We start from the raw sequence: 22,276 nt of genomic DNA on the forward strand, positions 1-22,276 counted from the left end.
TGCATTTTGATGTTAATAAAATAACGATTAAATTGTAAAGTTTTAGTGATAATAAATTCACAAAATGTTTAAATTTACTGCAAAATAATGTTGTAATTAATAAGATAAAGAAGATTTGGATAGCTTTTATGTACGTAAAGACATCTTCATATAAGAAATACACATAAAATTTTTATAAAATTTAAAAAATTTGCTTAGTTGTGTAGTATAATAAATAATATAATAGATTTGTATATAATATTCATTACAAATAATTTTAAAAGTTACAGTTTTATTATAATGATTATTAAATTAAGATAAGTAACATAAACTAAATAATAATATGTATTATCGATAGTAAATTTATAAATTCATTATTAATTATTGAAAGAAGTATTATAAATTTTCTGGAGGAACAATGAATATATTTGAAATTGGTGTAGACATAATTGAAATTGACAGAGTAAGAAAAGCCTTAGAGAAAAATAATAGGTTTTTGGAGAAGATATTTACAGATAGAGAAATAGAGTATTTTAACTCTAAGAATTTTAAAGCAGAAAGTATAGCAGGTAATTTCGCAGCTAAGGAAGCTATAAGTAAATCTATGGGTACAGGGATTAGAGTGTTTAACTTTAAAGATATAGAAGTTCTCAGAAATGAAATGGGAAAACCAATAGTAAAAACTTATAATAATCTAGCAAAAATGTGCATAGATTATAATGTTTTAGAAATAAAAGTTTCAATATCACATTCAAAAGATTATGCTATAGCAAATGCGATAACCATAATTAAGGACTAAGGAGTGATTACATTATGATGGATAAAACAGCAAAAGAAATAATGACAACAGATGTAATAGTAGCAAAACAAGATGATAGTATAGCAGATGTAGCCAATATGCTAATTGCAGAAAAAATAGGAGGTCTGCCAGTTGTAGATTCAGAGGATAGAGTTGTTGGAATAATTTCTGAAACAGATATTCTTAAAAAAGAAAAATATATAGAAGCACCTCTCTATATAAATCTATTACAAGGATTGATTTTCTTAGATGATTTAAAAAAAGTAGAAAAAGATATAAAGCAAGTAGCTGCATATAAGGTTGGAGAACTTATGTCTAAAGATATAATAAAGGTTCATGAAGATGATAAGTTTGATGATGTAGCTAATATAATGATTAAAAAATCAATAAACAGAGTTCCTGTAGTAGATGATGACAATAAACTTAAAGGTATAATTTGTAGATATGATATAATAAAAGCTTTATACAATGAATAAACTGAAATAGGAGGTGTGATGTGAGAAAAAAGTGGACCATAGTATGTATTATGTTCTTGGCACTGGTTATAATTGTAATAGGATGCCAAAAACGACAGTCCACAAAAGAAGAAGTATACAAAGATTTTCAAAAGCAGATTTCTGATATGAATTCTTACAGTTGTAAAGCTGAAGTAGAAGTAGTTGGAAATAGAAGCCCGCACAATTATGTTTTGATTCATACTTATAAAAAAACCGATAACTATAAATTAGAAGTAATTTCCCCAAAACATTTAAAAGGGAAAAGTATAGAATATCAAGGTGATAAAATATTAGTTAAAAATCCAAATATTAGTGATATAGTGGAGTTACCTAATACAGGAAAAAATAATCAATATCTTTTTATAGGAGACTTTATAAAAAACTATCTTCAAAACGAAGAGATGAAAGTAAAGTTATCCAAAGGACATTTGGTTTTAGAGACTTTTATTCCTGGGGATAATAAATATTTTAACAAGCAAGTATTATATATAAATGCTGACACAAAAAGTCCTGAAAAAATGGAAGTGTTGGATAAAGAGGGAGTGCCAAGATTTACAGTAAAATACAAAGATTTTGAATACAGAAACTAAGGGGGACTAAAGACATGCAAAAAATAACAGTGCCTACATGGGCAGAGATAAATCTAGATAACTTAAGATTTAACTTAAATAATATTAAAAATTTATTAGAAGAAGATATTAAGGTTTGTGGAGTAATAAAAGCGGATGCATATGGGCATGGTGCAGTAGAAGTTGCAAAATTACTAGAAAAAGAAAAGGTAGATTATTTAGCAGTAGCAAGAACTGCTGAAGGAATTGAACTTAGACAAAATGGCATAACACTTCCTATTTTGAACTTGGGATATACTCCAGACGAAGCTTTCGAAGATTCTATAAAAAATAAAATAACTATGACAGTTTATTCTTTAGAAACAGCACAAAAGATAAACGAAATTGCAAAATCTTTAGAAGAAAAAGCCTGTGTTCATGTTAAAATAGACTCGGGGATGACTAGAATAGGTTTTCAACCTAATGAGGAGTCAGTACAGGAAATAATAAAATTAAATAAATTAGAATATATAGATTTAGAAGGTATGTTTACTCATTTTGCTACAGCTGATGAAGTAAGTAAAGAGTACACTTATAAACAAGCTAGTAATTATAAATTTATGTCTGATAAATTGGATGAGGCTGGTGTAAAAATAGCTATAAAACATGTATCAAACAGTGCAGCTATTATAGATTGCCCTGATTTAAGATTAAATATGGTAAGAGCAGGAATAATATTATATGGTCATTATCCATCTGATGATGTGTTTAAAGATAGGTTAGAATTAAGAACAGCCATGAAATTAAAATCAAAAATCGGACATATAAAACAAGTTGAACCAGGTGTAGGAATAAGTTATGGACTAAAATACACAACTACTGGTAAAGAAACAATAGTTACAGTTCCAATAGGATACGCAGATGGATTTACTAGAATTCAAAAAAATCCAAAGGTTCTTATTAAAGGAGAAGTGTTTGATGTAGTTGGTAGAATATGCATGGATCAAATAATGGTTAGAATTGACAAAGATATAGACATAAAAGTTGGAGATGAGGTTATACTATTTGGAGAAGGCGAAGTTACAGCTGAGCGTATAGCTAAAGACTTAGGAACTATAAACTATGAAGTGTTATGTATGATATCAAGAAGAGTTGACCGTGTTTATATGGAAAATAATGAGCTTGTACAAATAAACAGTTATTTGCTAAAATAAAACCATGATATTATAATCTGGGAGGCGATTTTGTGTACGATAAGAGTAAAGAAAAAATAGAAGTTACTTTACCAGACTCTCTGATTTCTGAAGTTGATAGTATAGTTCAGATGGAGAACAGTAACAGAGAAGATTTTGCAAAAGCTGCTTTTCAGTTCTATATAACTCAAAAAAGGAGAATTCATATTAAAGAATCTATGAAAACGGGTTATAGAGAAATGGGTCAAATTAATCTGTCACTAGCTGAGTTAGGTATGACAGTTGAAGAAGTATCTTCTGATGATAAAAATGAAGGGAAGATTGCCCAAGGTGAGTACTAATTGTGAAATAAAGCGTGGTGATTTATATTACGCTGATTTAAGTCCAGTTGTTGGTTCAGAGCAGGGAGGCGTTAGACCTGTTCTGATAATACAAAATGATGTAGGTAATAAATATAGTCCTACAGTTATAGTATCAGCTATAACATCTCAGATTAATAAAGCCAAATTACCTACTCATGTAGAGATAAGTTCCAATGAATATGGGCTTAATAAAGACTCAGTAATTCTTTTAGAACAAATTAGAACCATTGATAAAAAGAGACTGAGGGAAAAAATTGGTTGTCTAGATGAAAATATGATGATAAAAGTAGATGATGGACTTCAAATAAGTTTAGGATTGTTTACTTTCTAAAGAGGGATTTGTCTTTTATTAGACAATCCCTTTTTTCTTTTAAATATCTCTTAGGGTTTAATTTTAGTGTACTATATTAATAAAATTAAAAATAACGCAAAAAAATAGCATAAAAGTGATATAATAATATGGAATTGATATAAAATTACGAACTCAAGGGAGGTTAATTGCATGAGAGACCATAAAGGATTAAATGAGATTGCGCGTATCATAAGAAGAGATATAGTCTCAATGATACATAGAGCCAAATCTGGACATCCAGGAGGGTCATTATCAGTAGTTGAAATACTTACTGCATTATACTTTGATGAAATGAATGTGGATTCTTCAAATTCTAAAATGGAAGATAGAGATAGATTTGTATTATCAAAAGGGCATGCTGCACCAGCATTGTATGCTACATTGGCTGAAAAAGGCTATTTTGATAAGGAAGAACTGAATGGTCTAAGGAAAATCGGTAGGATGTTACAAGGTCATCCAGATATGAAAGGCACGCCAGGTGTAGAGATATCAACAGGTTCTTTAGGTCAAGGTTTTTCAGTTGCGTGTGGTATGGCTATGGCATCAAAGCTGGATAATGCTCCATGGAATGTATATACTTTACTTGGTGATGGTGAAGTTCAAGAAGGAATTGTTTGGGAAGTTGCTATGAGTGCTGCACATTATAAGCTTGATAATTTAATTGCTTTTTTAGATAATAATGGACTTCAAATAGATGGAGATATAGAAAGTGTAATGAGTTTAGGTTCAATAGTTGATAAATTTAAAGCTTTTGGTTGGAATGTAATTGAAATAGATGGACATGATTTTGACCAAATATTTGCTGCTCTTGATATGGCTAAATCAACAGTTAAAAAACCTACAATGATAGTTGCAAAGACTATAAAAGGCAAAGGAATATCTTTTATGGAAAATCAAGCAGGATGGCATGGGACAGCTCCAAGTGATGAGGAGTTAGAAAAGGCATTGCTTGAATTAGGAGGTGCTGACAATGAGTAAAATGGCTACGAGAGAAGCATATGGTAAAGCATTAGTAAAATTAGGTCAAATAAATGACAATGTTGTGGTGTTAGATGCAGATTTATCAAAATCTACAAAAACACATGATTTCTACAAAGCATTTCCAGATAGATTTTTTAATATGGGTATAGCTGAACAAAATTTGATAGGCGCGGCTTGTGGATTATCGACTGCTGGCAAAATACCTTTTGCAAGTACTTTTGCTATGTTTGCTACAGGAAGAGCCTTTGAAGTTATAAGAAATTCAGTTTGTTATCCAAAACTAAATGTAAAAATCTGTGCTACTCATGCAGGTCTTACTGTTGGAGAAGACGGAGCATCTCATGAAAGTGTAGAGGATATCGCTATAATGAGAGCTATACCAAATATGACAGTTCTTGTTCCAGCTGATGGAGTTGAAACAGAAAAAATGATTTTTGAAGTAGCTAAGTATAATGGACCAGTTTATGTTAGACTAGGAAGAAGTTCAGTGCCAGTTTTATTTGATGAAAACTATAAGTTTGAAATAGGGAAGGGTACAGTTCTAAGAGATGGGAATGATGTATCAATTATAGCTTGTGGAATTATGGTAAATGAGGCTCTATTGGCACAAGAAAAGTTGCAAGAAGAAGGTATAAGTGTTAAAGTTATAAATATGTCTACCATAAAACCTATAGATAAAGATTTAATATTAAAAGTAGCAAGAGAAACGCATGCTATTGTAACTGTAGAAGAACATAGCATAATTGGAGGATTAGGTTCTGCTGTAAGTGAGATAGTAGGAGAGTTTCATCCAACTATTGTAAAAAAAGTTGGAATTAAAGATTCGTTTGGAGAATCTGGTACTCCAAATGAATTGTTAAAAAAATATGAATTGACTTGTGATGACATAGTAAAGGCTGCTAAAGAAGCTATTATTGCCAAAGGAATGTAAGAGATGTAAATTATTCATGTTTGTTAATAATATAATATATTTAAAGGAGAGGTGTAAATTGCTATATTAATTTATACCTCTCTTTTTTATACATTATATCAATATATCAAAAATGTAATAGAATATTCAAATTTTTACAAAAATAGAGGAAATATTCAAATATATATTGACTATTCAGAAAAATATGACTAATATATAATTTATAGAGAAATTAATTTTATATATAACGAATACTAAGACAAAAAAGAATCTAAAAAAATTTATGAAGGGAGGTCTAGGTATAAAAAATATATTATAAGTTTTAAGTTATTATACTAAAATGCTATAAAACAGTTATCATGTATTTTATGTTAAAGGAAATTATAGGCAGTTTATCGAATTATTTAAGCAGATAAAAAAATTTCACGTGGGGAGGTAACTGAGATATGTCAGAAAAAGTAAATGTTAAAACAGTCATCAGTTTCGCAGGTGCGTATGTAGCAACAGTAATCGGTTCTGGATTTGCAACAGGACAGGAAATAATGCAATTCTTCTCTTTTTATGGTTTTGCAGGTATTATTGGTGGGATAATTTCAATGGTGTTATTCTCATGGATGGGCGCTTCAGTTATGTCAAAAGGTAAAGAACTTAAACTTAAAGAACCTATCAAAATTTATCGTGTTTATTGTGGTAAGTATTTAGGAATATTCTTTGAGTGGTTTGGACCTTTATTCTTATTTGGTGTTTTCGTAGTAATGATTTCAGGAGCAGGAGCAACTTTAACTGAATATTATGGATTAAATCCATTTGTAGGTAGAGTTGGTATGGCAATAGTAGCATTATTAACTGTTTCACTAGGTCTTGATAAATTATCAAAGATACTAGGTGGAATAGGTCCTATAATAATAATCTTTACACTTTTAGTTGGTGGTATAAGTTTAGCTAATAATATAGGTAATATAGGAGAGGCTGCACAGGTTCTTAGTACTGTAAAGGTAGCTAAACCAGTTCCAAATGCTTACCTATCTGGTGTAATATATACTACTTATAATACAATTGTTGTTATGGCGTTTTTAACTGGGTTAGGAGCAAGTGCTGCTAATAAAAAAGAAGCTATTTGTGGTGGTATATTAGGTGGGGTAGCACTTATGGCAGCGGCTATAATGATGCACTTAGCTATTCTTTCTGATATAGGCAACTTATATTCAAAAGCAATACCTTCATTATTCTTAGCTGATAAGATTTCTCCAATAGTTGGAATTTTATTCTCAATAGTTCTTATATTAGGTATATATACAACAGCTGTACCTTTATTATGGTCAGTAACTAATAGATTTGTAGAAGATAATCATCCTAAATTTAAGTTAATAACTTTAATAACAGCTATATTAGGTCTTATAGGTGGATTCCTACCATTTGATAAGCTGGTTGGTATTTTATATCCATATACTGGATATATGGGCGTAATAATACTGGTTTGTGTTCTTTATAGACAGATTACAAAAACATCTGGATATCGAGAAGGAATTAGTGGCAAATAAATATTTTAGTATTGTAAACCAAAGAGTTATGTGAAAACAGTTTCGTTGTTTTCATATAACTCTTTTTATTTTGTAGCCTATTACCAAATAGGGAAAACATGTTTTTTAATTGCATTACATATATTTGTAATTATGTATAAATATATCCTAATTAATAATTTAGAGTCTAAGATAAGGTTATAAATCATATATTTAGAATATATGAGAGGAGTGATAAGATTGAATGTAAAGTTTAATATTAAAGGTATAATTTATGGAGTTATAGCTCTTGTATTTGTTATAGGTGGATTTATATTCATACCAAGTATGTTTGTAGAGAAATCTAAACCCATAGATTATACAGTATTACAAAGAAATTCAATACCAGAAAAGATACTTGATGTGATGGATAAGTATACAAATGAAGAAAGAGCATTAGCAGCTAAAATTGATAACAAAATATACATTATAGTGACTAGAGGAAATAATAAATACGGTATAGAAATGGACAAAATAGAAAGTGTGATTGAAGAAGGAAAGGATGTTTTGAGAGTCAAGATAAAGTATAAAGATAAAGAGAATTCTTTTCCATACATAGTTGTTGAAACAAATATGAGTGAACTTCCAGATAGAATAGAATTAAATGCGACGAAATAAGAAGATATTTTATAATTAAATAACTGCGTATTGTACAATAAAGTCATGGTTTTTATTAATGTAAGTAAATTATGTATGGTTCTTATTGTTGTAAAAGCCATGACTTAAAATGCTTATTGAGTAAAATGTTAAAAGTAAAATTTATTACTATATTAGAGTATTTGATGTTCTAATTATTTGGAGTGATAATTCTAGTTTCAGTAACTATATAGTCTAATTGGGCATCATGAGTTTCTTTTGGAATAGAATCGAATATCTGGAAATCAAATGCTATTCCTATAGTTATAGCATCTTTTCTTAAGTTTTCTAAAAATCTATCATAAAATCCTCCACCATATCCTAGTCTATAGCAATGTATATCATATGCTACAGCTGGTACAATTACAACATCCAAAGCCTTAATATCAATTGTAGGTGATTTTTCGTTAGGTTCTCTTATTCCATATGTTCCAATTCTCAATCCGTCTTTTAAGTCTGTTATTTGAGTAGGGATTAATGTATGAGTTTCTTTTATTGTGATAGGGCTTGAGACTATTTTCTTTAGGGACAAAAGTTTTTTGATTAAATTATCTGTTTGAACTTCATTGTTAAAATCTAGATAAAGCATTACATTAGTTGCATTTCTTATATCTTCCATTTGAAGTAATTTTTCTGTTATTAAATTTGAATTACTAAGTAAAAAGTCTGCACTTTTATTTTTTCTGGATTCAATAACTTTTCTCCTAAATTCTTTTTTCATAAAATATTCCTCCCTTAATGTGTTATAATGTGTACATCAATTGTATTTAATATAAATTTTAGTATAGTTTATTACAATAAAGCAATATATTTGGGTAAATGTAATAAAAATAACAGCTAGTCATATAATAATAATAGTTTATGTAAAAGGAGATGTATCTTGTGATTTCAAAGAAGAAGGCTATTTTTTTAGGGGTGATTTTAGTAATTATAACAGCTATGGCTACCTCAGCATTTCAGTTAACATTGGGTAATAAGGTTGTAATATCGAAAGAACTCTATGAAGACTATAAAAAATATGATAAGTTGTTAGGATTAGAATCTATTATAAAACAAGATTTTTATAAAAAAGTATCTGATAATGATTTGGTAGATGGAGCATCAAAAGGTTTGTTCTTAGGGACAAATGATAAATATTCTGGTTATTATACTAAAGATGAAATGGAGAATTTAATAAATGATAGTGAAGGCTCTTATGTTGGTGTAGGTATGTATATAGGAGCATCAAAAGATGGCGGACTAGTGGTAGTTCCTATGAAAGATTCTCCAGCAGAAAAAACAGGTGTAAAAGCAGGTGATAAACTAGTAAAAGTCAATGGAAAATCTGTGTCATATAAAAATTCAGACGAAGCTGTGAGTATGATGAAGGGTAAAAAGGGGAAAACAGTTGAGCTGACAGTATTAAGAGAAGACAAACAACTAAGCTTTAAAGTAAAAACAGAACAGATAGTAGAGAAAAGTATAGAAAGTAAAGTAATTGATAATGACTTAGGATATATAGAAATTACCCAATTTATATCAAGTACATATACTGACTTTGACAAAGCTTTAAAAGAATTAAAAGCAAAGGATATTAAGGGATTAGTAATTGACCTTAGAAATAATCCTGGTGGAATGCTGGATATATGTAAAGAAGTTGCTGATGAGCTAATTGGTGAAGGAACTATAGTATATACAAAAGACAACAAAGGAAACACCGAGTACTTGAAATCTGATAAAGAAAAATTGGGACTTCCAATAGTGGTCTTGACTAATGGAGAAAGCGCCTCTGCTGCTGAAATACTAACAGCTGCAATCGTTGATAATAAAGAAGGTATCTCTGTAGGTACCACAACTTTTGGCAAAGGATTGGTACAATCAGTTGTAAGATTAAAAGATGGAACAGGATACAAACTAACTACTGCACAATACTTTACACCTAATGGAGATTATATCAATGAAAAAGGAATAAAGCCTACAATTGAAGAGAAAGACGAAAATAAACAGCTGGATGTAGCAACTAAATGGCTTAGAGAACAGATTGATAAATAGGATTTGATTTTTATAAACTTATGGTATAAAATGAAGAGAATTATAAAAGAGGCTGTCTCAAAATAGAGATAAGCCTCTTTCTAATTGCTGAAATGATGAAAATATATTGATTTCATACAAAACAGAGTGCCTCATGAACTAAAAAGTTAATTTTGGAACACCCATTATATTTTTATATAGAACTTATTTATTAGCAGTATACTTACATATACCATTTATATAAGTTTTATGTATATTAAAGTCATTATCTATTACTATAAAATCTGCATCCATACCTTGGTATATAGAGCCACAGACATTATCAATATTACAACTTAAAGCAGGTATATATGTAGCCATTTTTATTGCATCTTCTAAAGTTGATATATTCCAATTAACTATATTTCTTACAGCATTATCCATTGTTAATACACTTCCGGCTAAACTTCCATTATTTAATCTTGCAACACCATTTTTTACATTGACATCAAACTTGCCAAGAGTATATTGACCATCATCCATAGCACCAGCTCTCATACAATCTGTAATCAAAGCAATATTGTTTCTAGACTTAATATCCATTATTATTTTAGCAGCTATGGGGCTTACGTGATGTCCATCACATATTAGTTCAGCATAAGTGTTTTTTAGTGACATAGCTGCTCCAACCATTCCAGGTTCTCTGTGATTTAGAGGACTCATTCCATTATACATGTGTACAAACACTTTAGCTCCAGAATTAACAATTTGCTCAACCTGTTCAAATGTAGCTGAACTATGACCAAGTGCTACTGATATATTATTTTTAGTAGCGTATTTTGTGAATTCTATTGAACTTTTACGCTCTGGGGCAATTGCTATTTTTCTTATTAGATTTTTTGATTTTTTTTGCCATGATTTTAAAATATCTATGCTAGGGTCTTTAAAATATTTTTCGTTTTGAGCACCTTTATATTTTTCTGTAAAAAAGGGTCCTTCTAAATAAATTCCTTGTATTTTTGCTCCTTCGACTTTATCATAGTTATTACTTATATTTTCTATAGAATCACTTAGTGTATCTATAGAATCAGTTAAAGTTGTGGGTAAGAAAGAAGTCACTCCATATTTTAATAACCCTTTTGAAATTGTGTTTATTGCTTCAAATGTATTATCCATGATGTCTGCACCTAAAAGACCATGGATGTGAGTATCAACTAAGCCAGGAGCAATATACTTACCTGAAAAGTCTATAACACTATCAGTAATATCTGGTGTTTCTTGTTGAAATTCACCAAATTTGCCATCAATTATGCTAAGGTAACCTTTTTCCTTGATTCCACACTTCATAAAAAATTTATCTGCATAAATAAAATTTTTCAAAACTACCTCCTTATAATTTATACTATCATTTGTAGTCTTGGCGTTTATAAAATATCAAGTTTTCTGGAAATCTATTTAAAATTTGCTATCTTACATGCCTTACCTTATATACAAATTTATCGCTTCTAGCAACACTCAAAGTAAATTCAATAACTATATTATCATCATTATATGTTGTACGAAGTAATTTTAGGCAAGGTGAATCACCTGGTACTTCTAATAGCTTTGATTCCTTATCGGATATTATTCCTGCTGAAAATTCCTCATCAGCCACCTTAATAATCTCTCCATAATCTTCTCTAAATATCTCATATAGAGGTTTTTGTTCTATTTTTTCTTGTGTCAGTCCTGTAAATTCTTTCATAGGAAGATATGTTCTTTCAAGCATCATAGGAAGATTATCAGCAAGTCTTAGACGCATTATTTTTATTATTTTTTCACCAGGAGCTATACCTAATTTCTCAGAAAAATATTTTGTACTTTCTACTACTTCAAATGATAATACTTTTGTACTTGGTTTTTTTCCTTGTGTTCTCATATAATCTGTAAAACTATAACTGTCCATTAAGTTTTGGGAATTTTGACTGAGTGCAGCGACAAAAGTTCCTTTTCCATGTCTTTTGTATATATATCCCATATGTTCTAATTCAGCCATAGCTAATCTAACTGTAGTTCTACTTACTCCATATTCATCACAAATTTTTCTTTCGGAAAGCATTCTATCATTTGGTTCCATCTCGTTTTCAATTTTAGTTCTTAGTATTTCGACAAGTTGGTCATATATTGGTCTTTTATCATTTCTTTTTATCATAAAAATTATAGTCCTTTCTAAGTGGTAATAACCACAATTTGATTATAAAATATACAATTATTTATGTCAATGAGTAAAGTTTAATCAAAATCAAATAAGTAATACTATTAATTTATTTCAAAATTATGATGCATTGACAAAACGAGTGAAATAATTTATATTCAAATTGGTAATAACCACTTAAGATGTATTATAGACGAGGCTTTTATATTTTTACATATTAATTTATTATCTATAAAAGTAAAAAATTAATAATGAGGAGAATTTAGTATGATTACAATAATAACATTCAACCCATCTATAGATAGAATGTATAGAGTAAATAATATAAATATAGGTGAGGTGCAAAGGGTTGTAAGGACAAATGCAACTGCTGGAGGCAAAGGATTAAATGTAGCTAAAGTATGCAAAATTTTAAAAGAAAGTCCTTTAGCTATGGGATTTTTAGGGGGTTTCAATGGAAAATTTATACAAAATGAACTTAAAAAATTAGATATACAAAATAAATTTACAGATATAAAGCAGGAAACTAGAAATTGTCTAAATATAATCGAAGACAATAAAATGAGTACAGAATTTTTAGAAAAGGGACCGAGGGTGGAAAAAAGCGACTTAGAGAGGTTTGAAAATGACGTAGATGAAGTAATAAAAAATACTAAAATATTAGTGGCATCTGGTAGTTATTGTGAAAATATGCCAACGAACTATTATAAAAAGTTAGGTAATTTATGTAGAGAAAATAATATAAAATTTATATTAGATACATCAGGAGATGCTTTAAAAGTAGCTTTAAAGTCGCAACCATATTTAATAAAGCCAAATATAGATGAAATAAGAAGTTTATTAGGAATTAATATAGAGTCAAGGGAGGAAATTATATTATCAGGAAAAAAACTTCTTGAAATGGGGGCAGAAAATGTATGTATATCTCTAGGAAAGGATGGAATGGTTTATTTAAGTAGAGATAGTGTATATGATGTGAAAGTACCACCTGTAAAATGTGTAAATACTGTAGGTAGTGGAGATAGCACGATAGCTGGATTTAGTGTAGGTATTTTAAGGGGTTATAAAATAGAAAATTTACTTAAATTTGCAAATGCTTGTGGCATAAGCAATGCCCTAAATATGGAAACTGGATTTGTATGTTTAGAAGAAGTTGAGAAGTATCAGAATTTAGTTGAAGTAACGAAGTTAAGTTGAATAGATTTAATGTGAATATAATAAGTTTAATGTGAATATAATATAATTTGATATATAAAAAACAGAGTCTTATATAAAAAGGGGGCTGTCTCAAAATAGAAAGTAAGTATCTTTTTCATTGTTGAAATGATGAAAATATATTTGATTTCATACAAAAAAGAGTGTCTCATGAACTAAAAAGTTAATTTTGAGACACCCACATTTTTATAATAAATATCTATTTTACTGAACCTATAATTTTCTCTAGTAATCTTTGAGCTTTAACACACACTTCTCCACTAATTGCTGGTTTTATATTATTTTCTAGGCAATCAATGAAATGATTTGTTATATCCTCAAAGCCTTTTTGTTTTAATATATTTACCCATGCACCACTTTGTTTTGAAGTTAGATTTCCATTCTCCTCTATTTCCAGTATATTAAGGTTCTTAACTCTTTGAATCTTACCTTTTGAAAGAATTTCAATTTGTTCTAATTTTGTTCCAGAATTTCTATGCATAGAGGTATTTATGGAAAAGTTTTTACCTTTAAGCTTATGACTTACAAATATTAGATTCTTATTGTCTGTTAAAAATAAATCCTCTCCAGCAATTTTGACATCACTATCTGCTAACCATAAAGCAGTATCAATAACATGTATATAGTCATCTATAAGTGTACTGTCAAATCCAACATTTCTTAGAGAATTTAATCCATGTTTACATATATTGATAGATACAATTTCTGTGGCATTCCTTTTAATTTCTTTGTACATAGGACAGAATCTACGGTTAAATCCAACCATTAAATTTAGGTTTTTTTTCATACTTAATTCGATAAGCTCTTCTCCTTGCTCTACTGTTGAAGCAAGCGGTTTATCTACATATATGTGAATACCTAAATTTAATAATATCTTTATAATTTCGTAGTGTGTTTCTGTAGAGCTATGTAGAAAAATACAATCACACTTTTTAGCTAAAGATTCAATAGAATCAAATGGTGTGAGTCTATAATCACTACAGATTTTTTCTCTTTTGGATTTATTTGGAGTAAAAGCTCCTACAAATTCAAATCTCTCAGATTTTGTTAATACAGGTAAATATGCCTTTTGAGCTATAGAGCCAAGACCTATCATACCTATTTTTATATTTTTCATAATAGTTTCTCCTAGTATTTTTTATATTTATAGAACTGATTATAATTCAGACAGATAAATTTGTAAACTTTGTGTCAAAAAAATAAATATGAAGTTAATACAGGTAACTCAATGGTGAAATAAAGACAATTGATAAAGTAATTTTAAAAAATACCTATAAAATTGATTGATATAAAGATTTTATGTATTGACAAAAAATTCAAATTAATTTATATTTGGATTAGTGGTAATTACCACTTTGGTTTGAATAAATTTTTATCATAAAATAAAAATGTTAAAACGTCTATAATATGATTCTATTAAATTTTTTTAAATAAACTAAAAATAATCTATAAGAGTAATCAAAATCTATAGAGTATATTTAAAAATTAGTTTTAGTAGTAATAAAAAGTCTTATTAAAAAAATATAAAAAAGCATATTTTTTTACACTAAAAAGTGGTTATAACCTCATTACCAAAATTAAATGTTATAAGTATGAAAGGGGAATAAAAATGTTTAAACTAGAAGAACAAAAACTAAAAGATTTAGGTGCAATAATAACGACTAACGAAATAAAACAACAACCTGAATTATGGTTAGAAACTTATGAAATATATAAATCCAATAAGGAAAAATTGAACCAATTTATAGATACAATAAGTAATAATCACGGTCAGTTTAGAGTTATATTTACAGGTGCTGGAACTTCAGCTTATATAGGAAACTCAATACTTCCTTATCTTAAAAATAAAAATGACATAAGAAAATACATATTTGAAACAATACCTACTACAGATATAGTTTCTAATCCATATGATTACTTAAAAAAAGATGTACCAACGTTATTAGTTTCGTTTGCAAGAAGTGGAAATAGCCCTGAAAGTTTAGCTGCCCTAAATTTAGGAAATCAGATTGTAGATAATTTTTATCATTTAGCTATAACTTGTAATCCAGAAGGAGAACTGGCTAAAATGACTAAAAATGATGAAAATAATTACTTGTTATTAATGCCATCAAAATCAAATGATAAAGGTTTTGCTATGACAGGAAGTTTTTCATGTATGATGTTATCTGCTATGTTAATATTTGATAGTTTAGAAGATGATATAGAAAAGTCATATATAAATGCAATAATTGAAATGGGAAGAAATGTTATAGATAGAAAAGATGAAATACATGAGTTAATAAATAAAGATTTTGATAGAGTTGTATATTTAGGTTCAGGAGGATTGGGTGGTTTGACACAAGAAGCACAACTAAAACTTTTAGAACTTACAGCAGGGAAAATAGCTACAGTATATGATTCTCCTATGGGATTTAGACATGGTCCAAAGTCATTTATTGATGAAAAGACACTTGTATTTGAATTTGTATCTAATTATTCATATACACGAAAATATGATTTAGATGTTTTAGAAGAGATAAAAAGAGATAAAATTGCTAAACTTTCTTGCTCAGTGTCAGTAGAAGATGAAAATAATTTCTCAGGGACAAAGTTTGAGTTTGAAGGAAAATACAATAAATTACCAGATGTGTATCTTGCAATGCCATACATATTATTTGCACAAACTATAGCATTATTTGTATCTATAAAAGTTGAAAATAAGCCAGACACACCATCAGCTACGGGAACAGTAAATAGGGTAGTAAAAGGTGTAACAATATATGAATACTAAAAGTATTTATTAAAACATTATAATTAAATCATTTGGGGGGTATCAATGTGGCATTAGTAACAACAACATCTATGCTTAAAAATGCACAAGATGAAAAATATGCAGTAGGAGCATTTAATGTGGAAAATATGGAAATGGTAATTGCTGTTATAGAAGCTGCTGAGGAGTTAAATTCTCCAGTTATATTACAAACTACTCCATCAACTGTAAAGTATGCAGGGCTTGATTATTATCTAGCAAACGCAAAGGTTGCTGCAGAAAGAGTAAATATACCTGTAGCAATGCATCTAGACCATGGTTCAAGTTTTGACCTTGCAATGAAAGCTTTGAGAAATGGTTATACATCAATAATGATAGATGGTTCTCATGAAAGTTTTGAAAATAATATATCTCTATCTAAATCAGTAGTAAAAGCATGTAGCCCGTCTCTTATACCAGTGGAAGCAGAACTTGGAAAAGTTGGTGGGAAAGAAGATGATTTAGATGGTGGAGATAGTAATGATTATACAAATCCAAAAGAGGCAAAAGAGTTTGTCAATAGAACAGGAGTATCTTCGTTAGCTGTAGCTATAGGTACAGCGCATGGATTGTATAAAGGTGAACCTAAAATAGATTTAGATAGACTATCAGAAATTAAAAAGGTAGTTTCAATACCTTTGGTATTACATGGAGGTTCAGGAATACGTGATGATATTATAAAAGAGGCTATAAAAAGAGGAATAGCAAAAGTTAACTATGCAACTGAATTAAGAATTGCATACAGTAATGGAGTTAAAAAAGTTTTAAGTAAGGATTCTGAAGTTATAGACCCTAAGAAATATGGATTAGCAGGACTTCAATCAGTAAAGGATTTTGTAAAAGAAAAGATTAGAGTATGTGGGTCTGTAAATAAGGCATAAAAAATAAAATATCCTAAATTTATTTTTTATAAGTTTAGGATATTTATTATATGAAAATTTTATATCAATTATAGGTATAATGGTGTATTTTTTTCATTTAATTGATGAAAAATATCAGCTTTTATTGGTAAAGTATTACATATATAATTAAAATATAATAAAAATTGAACTATATATTTTATTATTATGAAATATATATCTTAAATTTTAGTGTTAAAATGTACTAGGATATAAATTTCGATAAATACAAATAAAGAGTTTAATTTTTATAAGAAAATATTTTTGTTTATTATACTACTTTGAAAAAGATAATAATACTGAGGGAGGTGGGGATATGAGAGAACGCATTATTCTTGAGATATTGAAAAATAGTAGTGGTTATCTAAATATAGATTATTTTGCAGATAAGTTGGGGGTATCTACTCGAACTATCAGAAATGAAATAAAAAATATAGAAACTATAAGAGAATGTAATGGTTTCAAATTAGAATATAAGTCTAAATTAGGATATATTTTAAATATTAAAGACCAAGATAAATTCGAGCATTACCTAAAAAACTTACCCTCAGATTTAGTTGAAAATCCAGAACAACGGTTAGAGTCTATAATGGTAGAACTTTTAATAAATGAAGGTTATAAAACTATAGAACAGTTAAGTAAAAAATTTTTAGTAAGTTCATCTCAAATAAAAAATGATTTGAAAAAGATAGATGAAAAGATAAAGGATACAGAATTAAAATTGGAACGAAAGGCTCATTATGGAATTAAAATAGAAGGTTCTGTAAAAGAAATCCAAAGTATATTAGTGGATAATTATTTTAAAGGTAATAGAAATATAACAGAGTACAGAAATAAGTTTATAGATAGTTTTAAATTAGATAATATCAGAAGCACAATAAAAAATGTTCTTAATAAACATAACTTAGAAGTTAACTTAACAGAGCTTGAGGAAATATTAGCACAAATTATTATATTGTATATAAGAGTTAGTATGAGAGTAGCAAGAGATGCTAATGATTTAGAATTATATACAGAAGATTTAATTATAGATGACTTATTAGATAAAATTTTTAGAGATAAAAAATATAATCTTTCTCATGACGAAAAGTATTACTTAAAGCAACTTATAAAATTAAGGACTAAAGATAAGAAAGCCACTATAAAGAATATAGATAAAAATAAACTTCAAGATATAATGTGTAAATTTTTTAGAGATATAGATAAAAAGTATAACTCTAATTTTTTGGAGGATAAAGAGTTTCTTAATTTATTTTATTTACATATTGCATGTTTAATAGAACGTATAAAGAAGAATCACAAGATAATAAATCCTTTTTCAGTTAAGATAAGTCAACAGTATCCAACTGTTTTTAATTTATCTATTCAATTTTCAAAAATCATAGAAGATGAGTATCATATAAAAATAAGTCAAGATGAAATAGGTTTTATAGCTACTCATATTGCTGTTCCTTTTGAAAAGAGAGACGAGGCTAATTTTAATAAAAAATATAAGATAGCAATAATATGCTCTTCTGGTGGAGGCAGTGCATTTTTGATAAATTTAAGACTTAAAGAAATATTTCCAAATGCTGATATAAAAAATTTTTCATTACTAGAAGAAAAAGCTGTAGTAGAGTTTACACCAGATTTGATTTTTTCAATAACAAGTCTTTTATTTGAAATAAATGCTCCAGTTATACTTATAAATGAAATTTTAGATGAGCTAGACTATTTGGATATTAAAGAAAGTGTTAGATTTGCAGACCATATAGGAAATATATCAAGTCCAAAGCAATATATATTAGGTCTGTTTGATAAGAATCACTTTAGATGTATAAAAGAGAAACTCAAATATAAGGATGTCATTGATAGCATGTCACAATGCATAGTTGATGAAGGAGCTTGTTCTCCAACGTATCCTAAAGATGTGTGGGAAAGAGAGAGCTATTTGAGTACTATTTATACAAATGGTGTAGCGATACCCCATCCAATTGAAATGACAGGTAATAAAAATATTATATCAGTGTCTTTAATACAAACTGATATTAGTTATGAAAATAGGGTGCCAAAGATTATTTTCATGATTTCATTAATAAAGGGAAATTTAGAGCTTCATAAACAAATATCTAAATATTTAAGTAAGATTATGGCAGATAAGGATATGGTAGATATGCTAAATAAGTCGCAATCCTATGAAGAGTTTATGTATAAGTTAAAAATCTACCTGGGAGGTTAGACATGAATATAGAATTTTTTAAGAGATTATCAGAGGCAGATGGTATAGCTTCTAATGAAGAGGAGGTTAGACAAGTTTTATTAAAAGAGCTAAGAGCTTATAGTGATAAAGTTATATGTGATGGGCTAGGGAGTATAATCTTTTCCAAGATAAAAGATGAAAATGCACCAAATGTAATGATTTGTGCTCATATGGATGAAGTTGGATTTATGGTGAGAAGTATAGATAAACTTGGTATGATTCACCTAATAACAATAGGAGGAGTAAAACCCCTTGCACAGTTTGTTCAAAAAATTAGAATTACAACACGAGAAGGGAAAAAAATACCTGCTATCATAAATGCTACATATAATGATGGTAAAGCCGAAAATATATATGCAGATATTGGAGCATATACAGAAGAAGAGGTATACAATTTAGGGATTCATGTTGGGGATATGGTGACCTATACAACAAACTTTGAGGAATTTACTCTTCCAGACCGATTAGTGGGAAAAGCTTTTGATGATAGGATAGGATGCTTTGTGATTGGAGAGGTTTTAAAAGAGTTAGATAAGAAGAATCTAAATTGTAATGTTCACTTTGCAGCTACAAGTAGTGAAGAAGTTGGAATAAGGGGAGCAAAGACAGCAACGCAATTAATAAATCCCGATATAGTATTTGTAATAGATGTAGCATGTGCTAAGAATGAGTTTGTAAGAGACTATACAAATCAGAAGCAAATCGATAAAGGTATAATGCTAATGCATAGAGATAGGACTCTAGTCCCTAGTAGAAAAATGATAGATTATGTAATAGAAATTGCTGATGAAAACAACATACTACTTCAACATGATATGTTTGAATCAGGTGGGACTGATGGAGGAGAAGCACATCTTGTAAATGAAGGGAAACCTTGTGTAGTAACTTGTGTACCAGTTAGATATGGTCATTGTGCATTTTCGATAGTAAGTAATAAAGATTTGGATGCCATTATAAGATTATATACACAGTTAATTTTAAATTTTGATGAAGAAAAATATAAACATATAAGAAATTTTATTTAAAGGAGAATAAGAAAATGTCAACAGAAGTACAAATAATGGAGCTTATATCAACTGCAGGAGAAAGTAAATCAAAAGCTTTTGAGGCTTTAAAAAAAGTGAAGGCAAAAGATTTTAAAGGAGCAAAGTTGTTAATAGAGGAGGCTCGTAAAATAGATATTGAAGCTCACAGAATACAGACAGAATTAATAACTCAAGATTTAAATGAGGATGTTGAAAGTCCAGCAATGAGTCTTTTAATGGTACATGCCCAAGACCACTATATGACTTCTCAACTAGCTAAAGACTTGATAGAGGCTTTGATAGATTGTTTTGATAAGTAGTTGGAGTGTATAATAAATTATTTACATAAATTTTCTTTTAGAAAGTTTTAAATGCTTTCAAAAGATAATAAAAAATACAAATTTTAGGAGGAATTATTATGAAAATATTATTATGTTGTGCAGGTGGATTTTCTACTAATATGCTAATGCAAAATATGAAGAAGGTAGTAAAAGAAAGTACTAAACTTAATGAAAAAGATTTTGAATTTACAGCTATACCAGCAGATTCAATAGAAAGTGAGGTTGATGATTGGGATATAGTACTTATAGGTCCTCAAATAGCTCACAAAATAGATTTCTTAAAAGGAATATTAGAGCCAAAAAATAAACCTTTTGCAGTAATAGATAAAGATGTTTATGGAAAAATGGATGGAGCTACAGTTATGAAGTTAGCATTAATAACTTACAAGAAACATCAATTAGCTCAAGGATAATAAGAAGATTGAGGGAAAAGGGGGATTAAATATGTTTTCAAAATTTGAAGCGTTTATGAATAGAGTATTTATGCCTTTAGCTCACAAGGTTGACAATCAGCGTCATCTTGGTTCTATAAAGGCTGGTATGGTAGCTATGACACCATTCACAATATTAGGAAGTATATTTGCAATACTTCCAGCACTTCCAAATATGCTTGGAGAAAATAACTCAATAAGCAAATTCATACTGAATAATTCAGCAATACTAGACTTGCCAGTAAGTCTTTCCATAGGTTTGATAGGATTATATGCCTGTATGTGTATTGCTTTCAATCTAGGTAATTATTATAAGTTATATATACCAGGTTGTGTTGCACTATCAACGTTTTCTTTTCTATTCCTAGTAGCATCATTCACACCAGATGGTGCATTAGAAATAGGAAATTTAGGAGCTAAAGGGTTATTTACAGGAATGATAGCAGGGCTTGGTTCTGTAGAGTTATATAATTTTTGTAGTAAGAAGAATATCACAATAAAAATGCCAGAAAATGTACCTGATTTTGTATCTAGGTCTTTTGAATTAATACCAACTACTATAATAGTTTGTGGAACTTTTATAGTTGCTCGTTTTGTTTCATTAAAGGTGTTTGGAGAATTACCTCCACAGATACTTACTCAATTTTTATCTCCATTAGTAGGGAGTATGGATAACCCATGGTCAGTTCTTGCACTTAACTTTGCTATATGTACTATATTCTTTTTTGGAATACATTCATCAGTATTTAGCCCTATAACTAGACCTATAATGATTACATTTATAGCTGAAAATATAGCAGCTATGCAAGCTGGCGAAACAATACCTCATTTCTTTACAGGAGGAGCTTCAAGTGCATTCTTTGGATTTACAGGTTGTGGAATCAGTATAGGTTGTGTAATTGCATGTATGTTATCAAAAAATGCCTCTTATAAGAAGATTGGACGTGTATCATTATTCCCTGCATTATTTGGAATAAATGAACCAATATTATTTGGTGCACCGATAATATTAAATCCAATAATGTTTATACCACATGTATTTGGTGGAGCTATAATAGGTACATTACCAATGTTTTTTATGCACTGGGGATGGTTAGCAAAACCAGTATTTGATCCTCCATATGTAGGAGTATTCCTAGAAGGTTTTTTAACTAATGGAGATTGGCATTCTATATTAGCAAATGCATTACAATTAGTATTAGCAGTCTTGTTATATTGGCCATTCTTTAAGATAATGGAACGTCAACAAAACAATAAAAAACAAAAAGAAGAAACAAAGAACATATTCTCTAAAGAAGAAGAAGACTTATTAGACGACTTAGGGCTGGACTTTTAA

General features: G+C 29.0%; 23 protein-coding genes. 19 read left to right on the top strand and 4 right to left on the bottom strand.

The window, feature by feature from the left end:
* Positions 1-397 precede the first annotated feature (397 nt).
* The 10 genes from acpS (at position 398) to IR152_RS12440 (ending at position 7,798) form a co-directional block, all read left to right on the top strand.
* Complete coding sequence (gene acpS, locus IR152_RS12395; protein ID WP_227452270.1) at positions 398-778, top strand: holo-ACP synthase; 381 nt, start codon at positions 398-400, stop codon at positions 776-778.
* A gap of 14 nt (positions 779-792) precedes the next feature.
* Positions 793-1,254 (top strand): CBS domain-containing protein, encoded by a 462-nt coding sequence (locus IR152_RS12400; RefSeq protein WP_227452271.1) that lies wholly within the window; start codon positions 793-795, stop codon positions 1,252-1,254.
* Between the two features lie 20 nt (positions 1,255-1,274).
* Complete coding sequence (gerS, locus tag IR152_RS12405; RefSeq protein WP_227452272.1) at positions 1,275-1,865, top strand: germination lipoprotein GerS; 591 nt, start codon at positions 1,275-1,277, stop codon at positions 1,863-1,865.
* 14 nt (positions 1,866-1,879) lie between these two features.
* The gene (gene alr, locus IR152_RS12410; protein ID WP_227452273.1) at positions 1,880-3,037 is read left to right on the top strand and encodes an alanine racemase; all 1,158 of its coding nucleotides are present in this window, start codon (positions 1,880-1,882) and stop codon (positions 3,035-3,037) included.
* A 32-nt stretch (positions 3,038-3,069) separates the two neighbouring features.
* Positions 3,070-3,357, top strand: coding sequence for an antitoxin (locus IR152_RS12415; RefSeq protein ID WP_227452274.1), 288 nt, complete (start codon positions 3,070-3,072; stop codon positions 3,355-3,357).
* The gene (locus tag IR152_RS12420; protein WP_003421356.1) at positions 3,326-3,709 is read left to right on the top strand and encodes a type II toxin-antitoxin system PemK/MazF family toxin; all 384 of its coding nucleotides are present in this window, start codon (positions 3,326-3,328) and stop codon (positions 3,707-3,709) included. The genes IR152_RS12415 and IR152_RS12420 overlap by 32 nt, the downstream gene beginning before the upstream one ends.
* Positions 3,710-3,853: 144 nt before the next feature.
* Positions 3,854-4,708, top strand: a complete 855-nt coding sequence (locus tag IR152_RS12425) for a transketolase (protein ID WP_227452313.1) — start codon at positions 3,854-3,856, stop codon at positions 4,706-4,708.
* Positions 4,701-5,642 carry a transketolase family protein gene (locus IR152_RS12430; protein ID WP_227452275.1) on the top strand — a complete coding sequence of 314 codons (942 nt, stop codon included), beginning with the start codon at positions 4,701-4,703 and terminating at the stop codon, positions 5,640-5,642. Before IR152_RS12425 ends, IR152_RS12430 begins: the two co-directional genes overlap by 8 nt.
* Positions 5,643-6,067: 425 nt before the next feature.
* Positions 6,068-7,162, top strand: a complete 1,095-nt coding sequence (locus IR152_RS12435; RefSeq protein ID WP_227452276.1) for a hypothetical protein — start codon at positions 6,068-6,070, stop codon at positions 7,160-7,162.
* A 219-nt stretch (positions 7,163-7,381) separates the two neighbouring features.
* Complete coding sequence (locus IR152_RS12440; protein ID WP_255624772.1) at positions 7,382-7,798, top strand: hypothetical protein; 417 nt, start codon at positions 7,382-7,384, stop codon at positions 7,796-7,798.
* Between the two features lie 169 nt (positions 7,799-7,967).
* Here IR152_RS12440 and IR152_RS12445 read toward each other — a convergent pair whose 3' ends face one another.
* On the bottom strand, positions 7,968-8,537 hold the full coding sequence (locus IR152_RS12445; protein WP_227452277.1) for a 5-formyltetrahydrofolate cyclo-ligase: 570 nt from the start codon (positions 8,535-8,537) through the stop codon (positions 7,968-7,970).
* A 152-nt stretch (positions 8,538-8,689) separates the two neighbouring features.
* Here IR152_RS12445 and IR152_RS12450 point away from each other — a divergent pair, with 152 nt between their 5' ends.
* Positions 8,690-9,847: a S41 family peptidase gene (locus IR152_RS12450; protein ID WP_227452278.1), complete on the top strand. Its 1,158-nt coding sequence runs from the start codon at positions 8,690-8,692 to the stop codon at positions 9,845-9,847.
* A gap of 183 nt (positions 9,848-10,030) precedes the next feature.
* On the opposite strand, the gene nagA is transcribed toward IR152_RS12450, so the two are convergent.
* The gene (nagA, locus tag IR152_RS12455; RefSeq protein ID WP_227452279.1) at positions 10,031-11,185 is read right to left on the bottom strand and encodes an N-acetylglucosamine-6-phosphate deacetylase; all 1,155 of its coding nucleotides are present in this window, start codon (positions 11,183-11,185) and stop codon (positions 10,031-10,033) included.
* Positions 11,186-11,270: 85 nt separating this feature from the next.
* Complete coding sequence (locus IR152_RS12460; protein ID WP_227452280.1) at positions 11,271-11,996, bottom strand: GntR family transcriptional regulator; 726 nt, start codon at positions 11,994-11,996, stop codon at positions 11,271-11,273.
* A 270-nt stretch (positions 11,997-12,266) separates the two neighbouring features.
* Between IR152_RS12460 and pfkB the strand changes: the two genes are divergently transcribed.
* Positions 12,267-13,196, top strand: a complete 930-nt coding sequence (pfkB, locus tag IR152_RS12465; RefSeq protein WP_227452281.1) for a 1-phosphofructokinase — start codon at positions 12,267-12,269, stop codon at positions 13,194-13,196.
* A gap of 217 nt (positions 13,197-13,413) precedes the next feature.
* Here the strand turns inward: pfkB and IR152_RS12470 are convergent, their stop codons facing one another.
* Positions 13,414-14,331 carry a Gfo/Idh/MocA family protein gene (locus IR152_RS12470; protein WP_227452282.1) on the bottom strand — a complete coding sequence of 306 codons (918 nt, stop codon included), beginning with the start codon at positions 14,329-14,331 and terminating at the stop codon, positions 13,414-13,416.
* A 492-nt stretch (positions 14,332-14,823) separates the two neighbouring features.
* On the opposite strand from IR152_RS12470, the gene IR152_RS12475 reads away from it, so the two are divergent.
* The 7 genes from IR152_RS12475 (at position 14,824) to IR152_RS12505 (ending at position 22,276) form a co-directional block, all read left to right on the top strand.
* Entirely contained in the window at positions 14,824-15,987 is a 1,164-nt protein-coding gene (locus IR152_RS12475) for an SIS domain-containing protein (protein WP_227452283.1), read from the top strand.
* 47 nt (positions 15,988-16,034) lie between these two features.
* The gene (gene gatY, locus IR152_RS12480) at positions 16,035-16,886 is read left to right on the top strand and encodes a tagatose-bisphosphate aldolase subunit GatY (protein WP_227452284.1); all 852 of its coding nucleotides are present in this window, start codon (positions 16,035-16,037) and stop codon (positions 16,884-16,886) included.
* 334 nt (positions 16,887-17,220) lie between these two features.
* Complete coding sequence (locus tag IR152_RS12485) at positions 17,221-19,122, top strand: BglG family transcription antiterminator (protein ID WP_227452285.1); 1,902 nt, start codon at positions 17,221-17,223, stop codon at positions 19,120-19,122.
* Between the two features lie 2 nt (positions 19,123-19,124).
* On the top strand, positions 19,125-20,168 hold the full coding sequence (ypdE, locus tag IR152_RS12490) for an aminopeptidase (RefSeq protein ID WP_227452286.1): 1,044 nt from the start codon (positions 19,125-19,127) through the stop codon (positions 20,166-20,168).
* A gap of 14 nt (positions 20,169-20,182) precedes the next feature.
* Entirely contained in the window at positions 20,183-20,488 is a 306-nt protein-coding gene (locus tag IR152_RS12495) for a PTS lactose/cellobiose transporter subunit IIA (protein ID WP_021386337.1), read from the top strand.
* Positions 20,489-20,586: 98 nt separating this feature from the next.
* A complete protein-coding gene (locus IR152_RS12500; protein ID WP_021386367.1) occupies positions 20,587-20,922 on the top strand; it encodes a PTS sugar transporter subunit IIB in 336 nt (111 codons plus the stop codon).
* A 31-nt stretch (positions 20,923-20,953) separates the two neighbouring features.
* On the top strand, positions 20,954-22,276 hold the full coding sequence (locus tag IR152_RS12505; protein ID WP_227452287.1) for a PTS sugar transporter subunit IIC: 1,323 nt from the start codon (positions 20,954-20,956) through the stop codon (positions 22,274-22,276).

The sequence above is a fragment of the Clostridioides sp. ES-S-0108-01 genome (assembly GCF_020662285.1).
Lineage (GTDB): Bacteria > Bacillota > Clostridia > Peptostreptococcales > Peptostreptococcaceae > Clostridioides.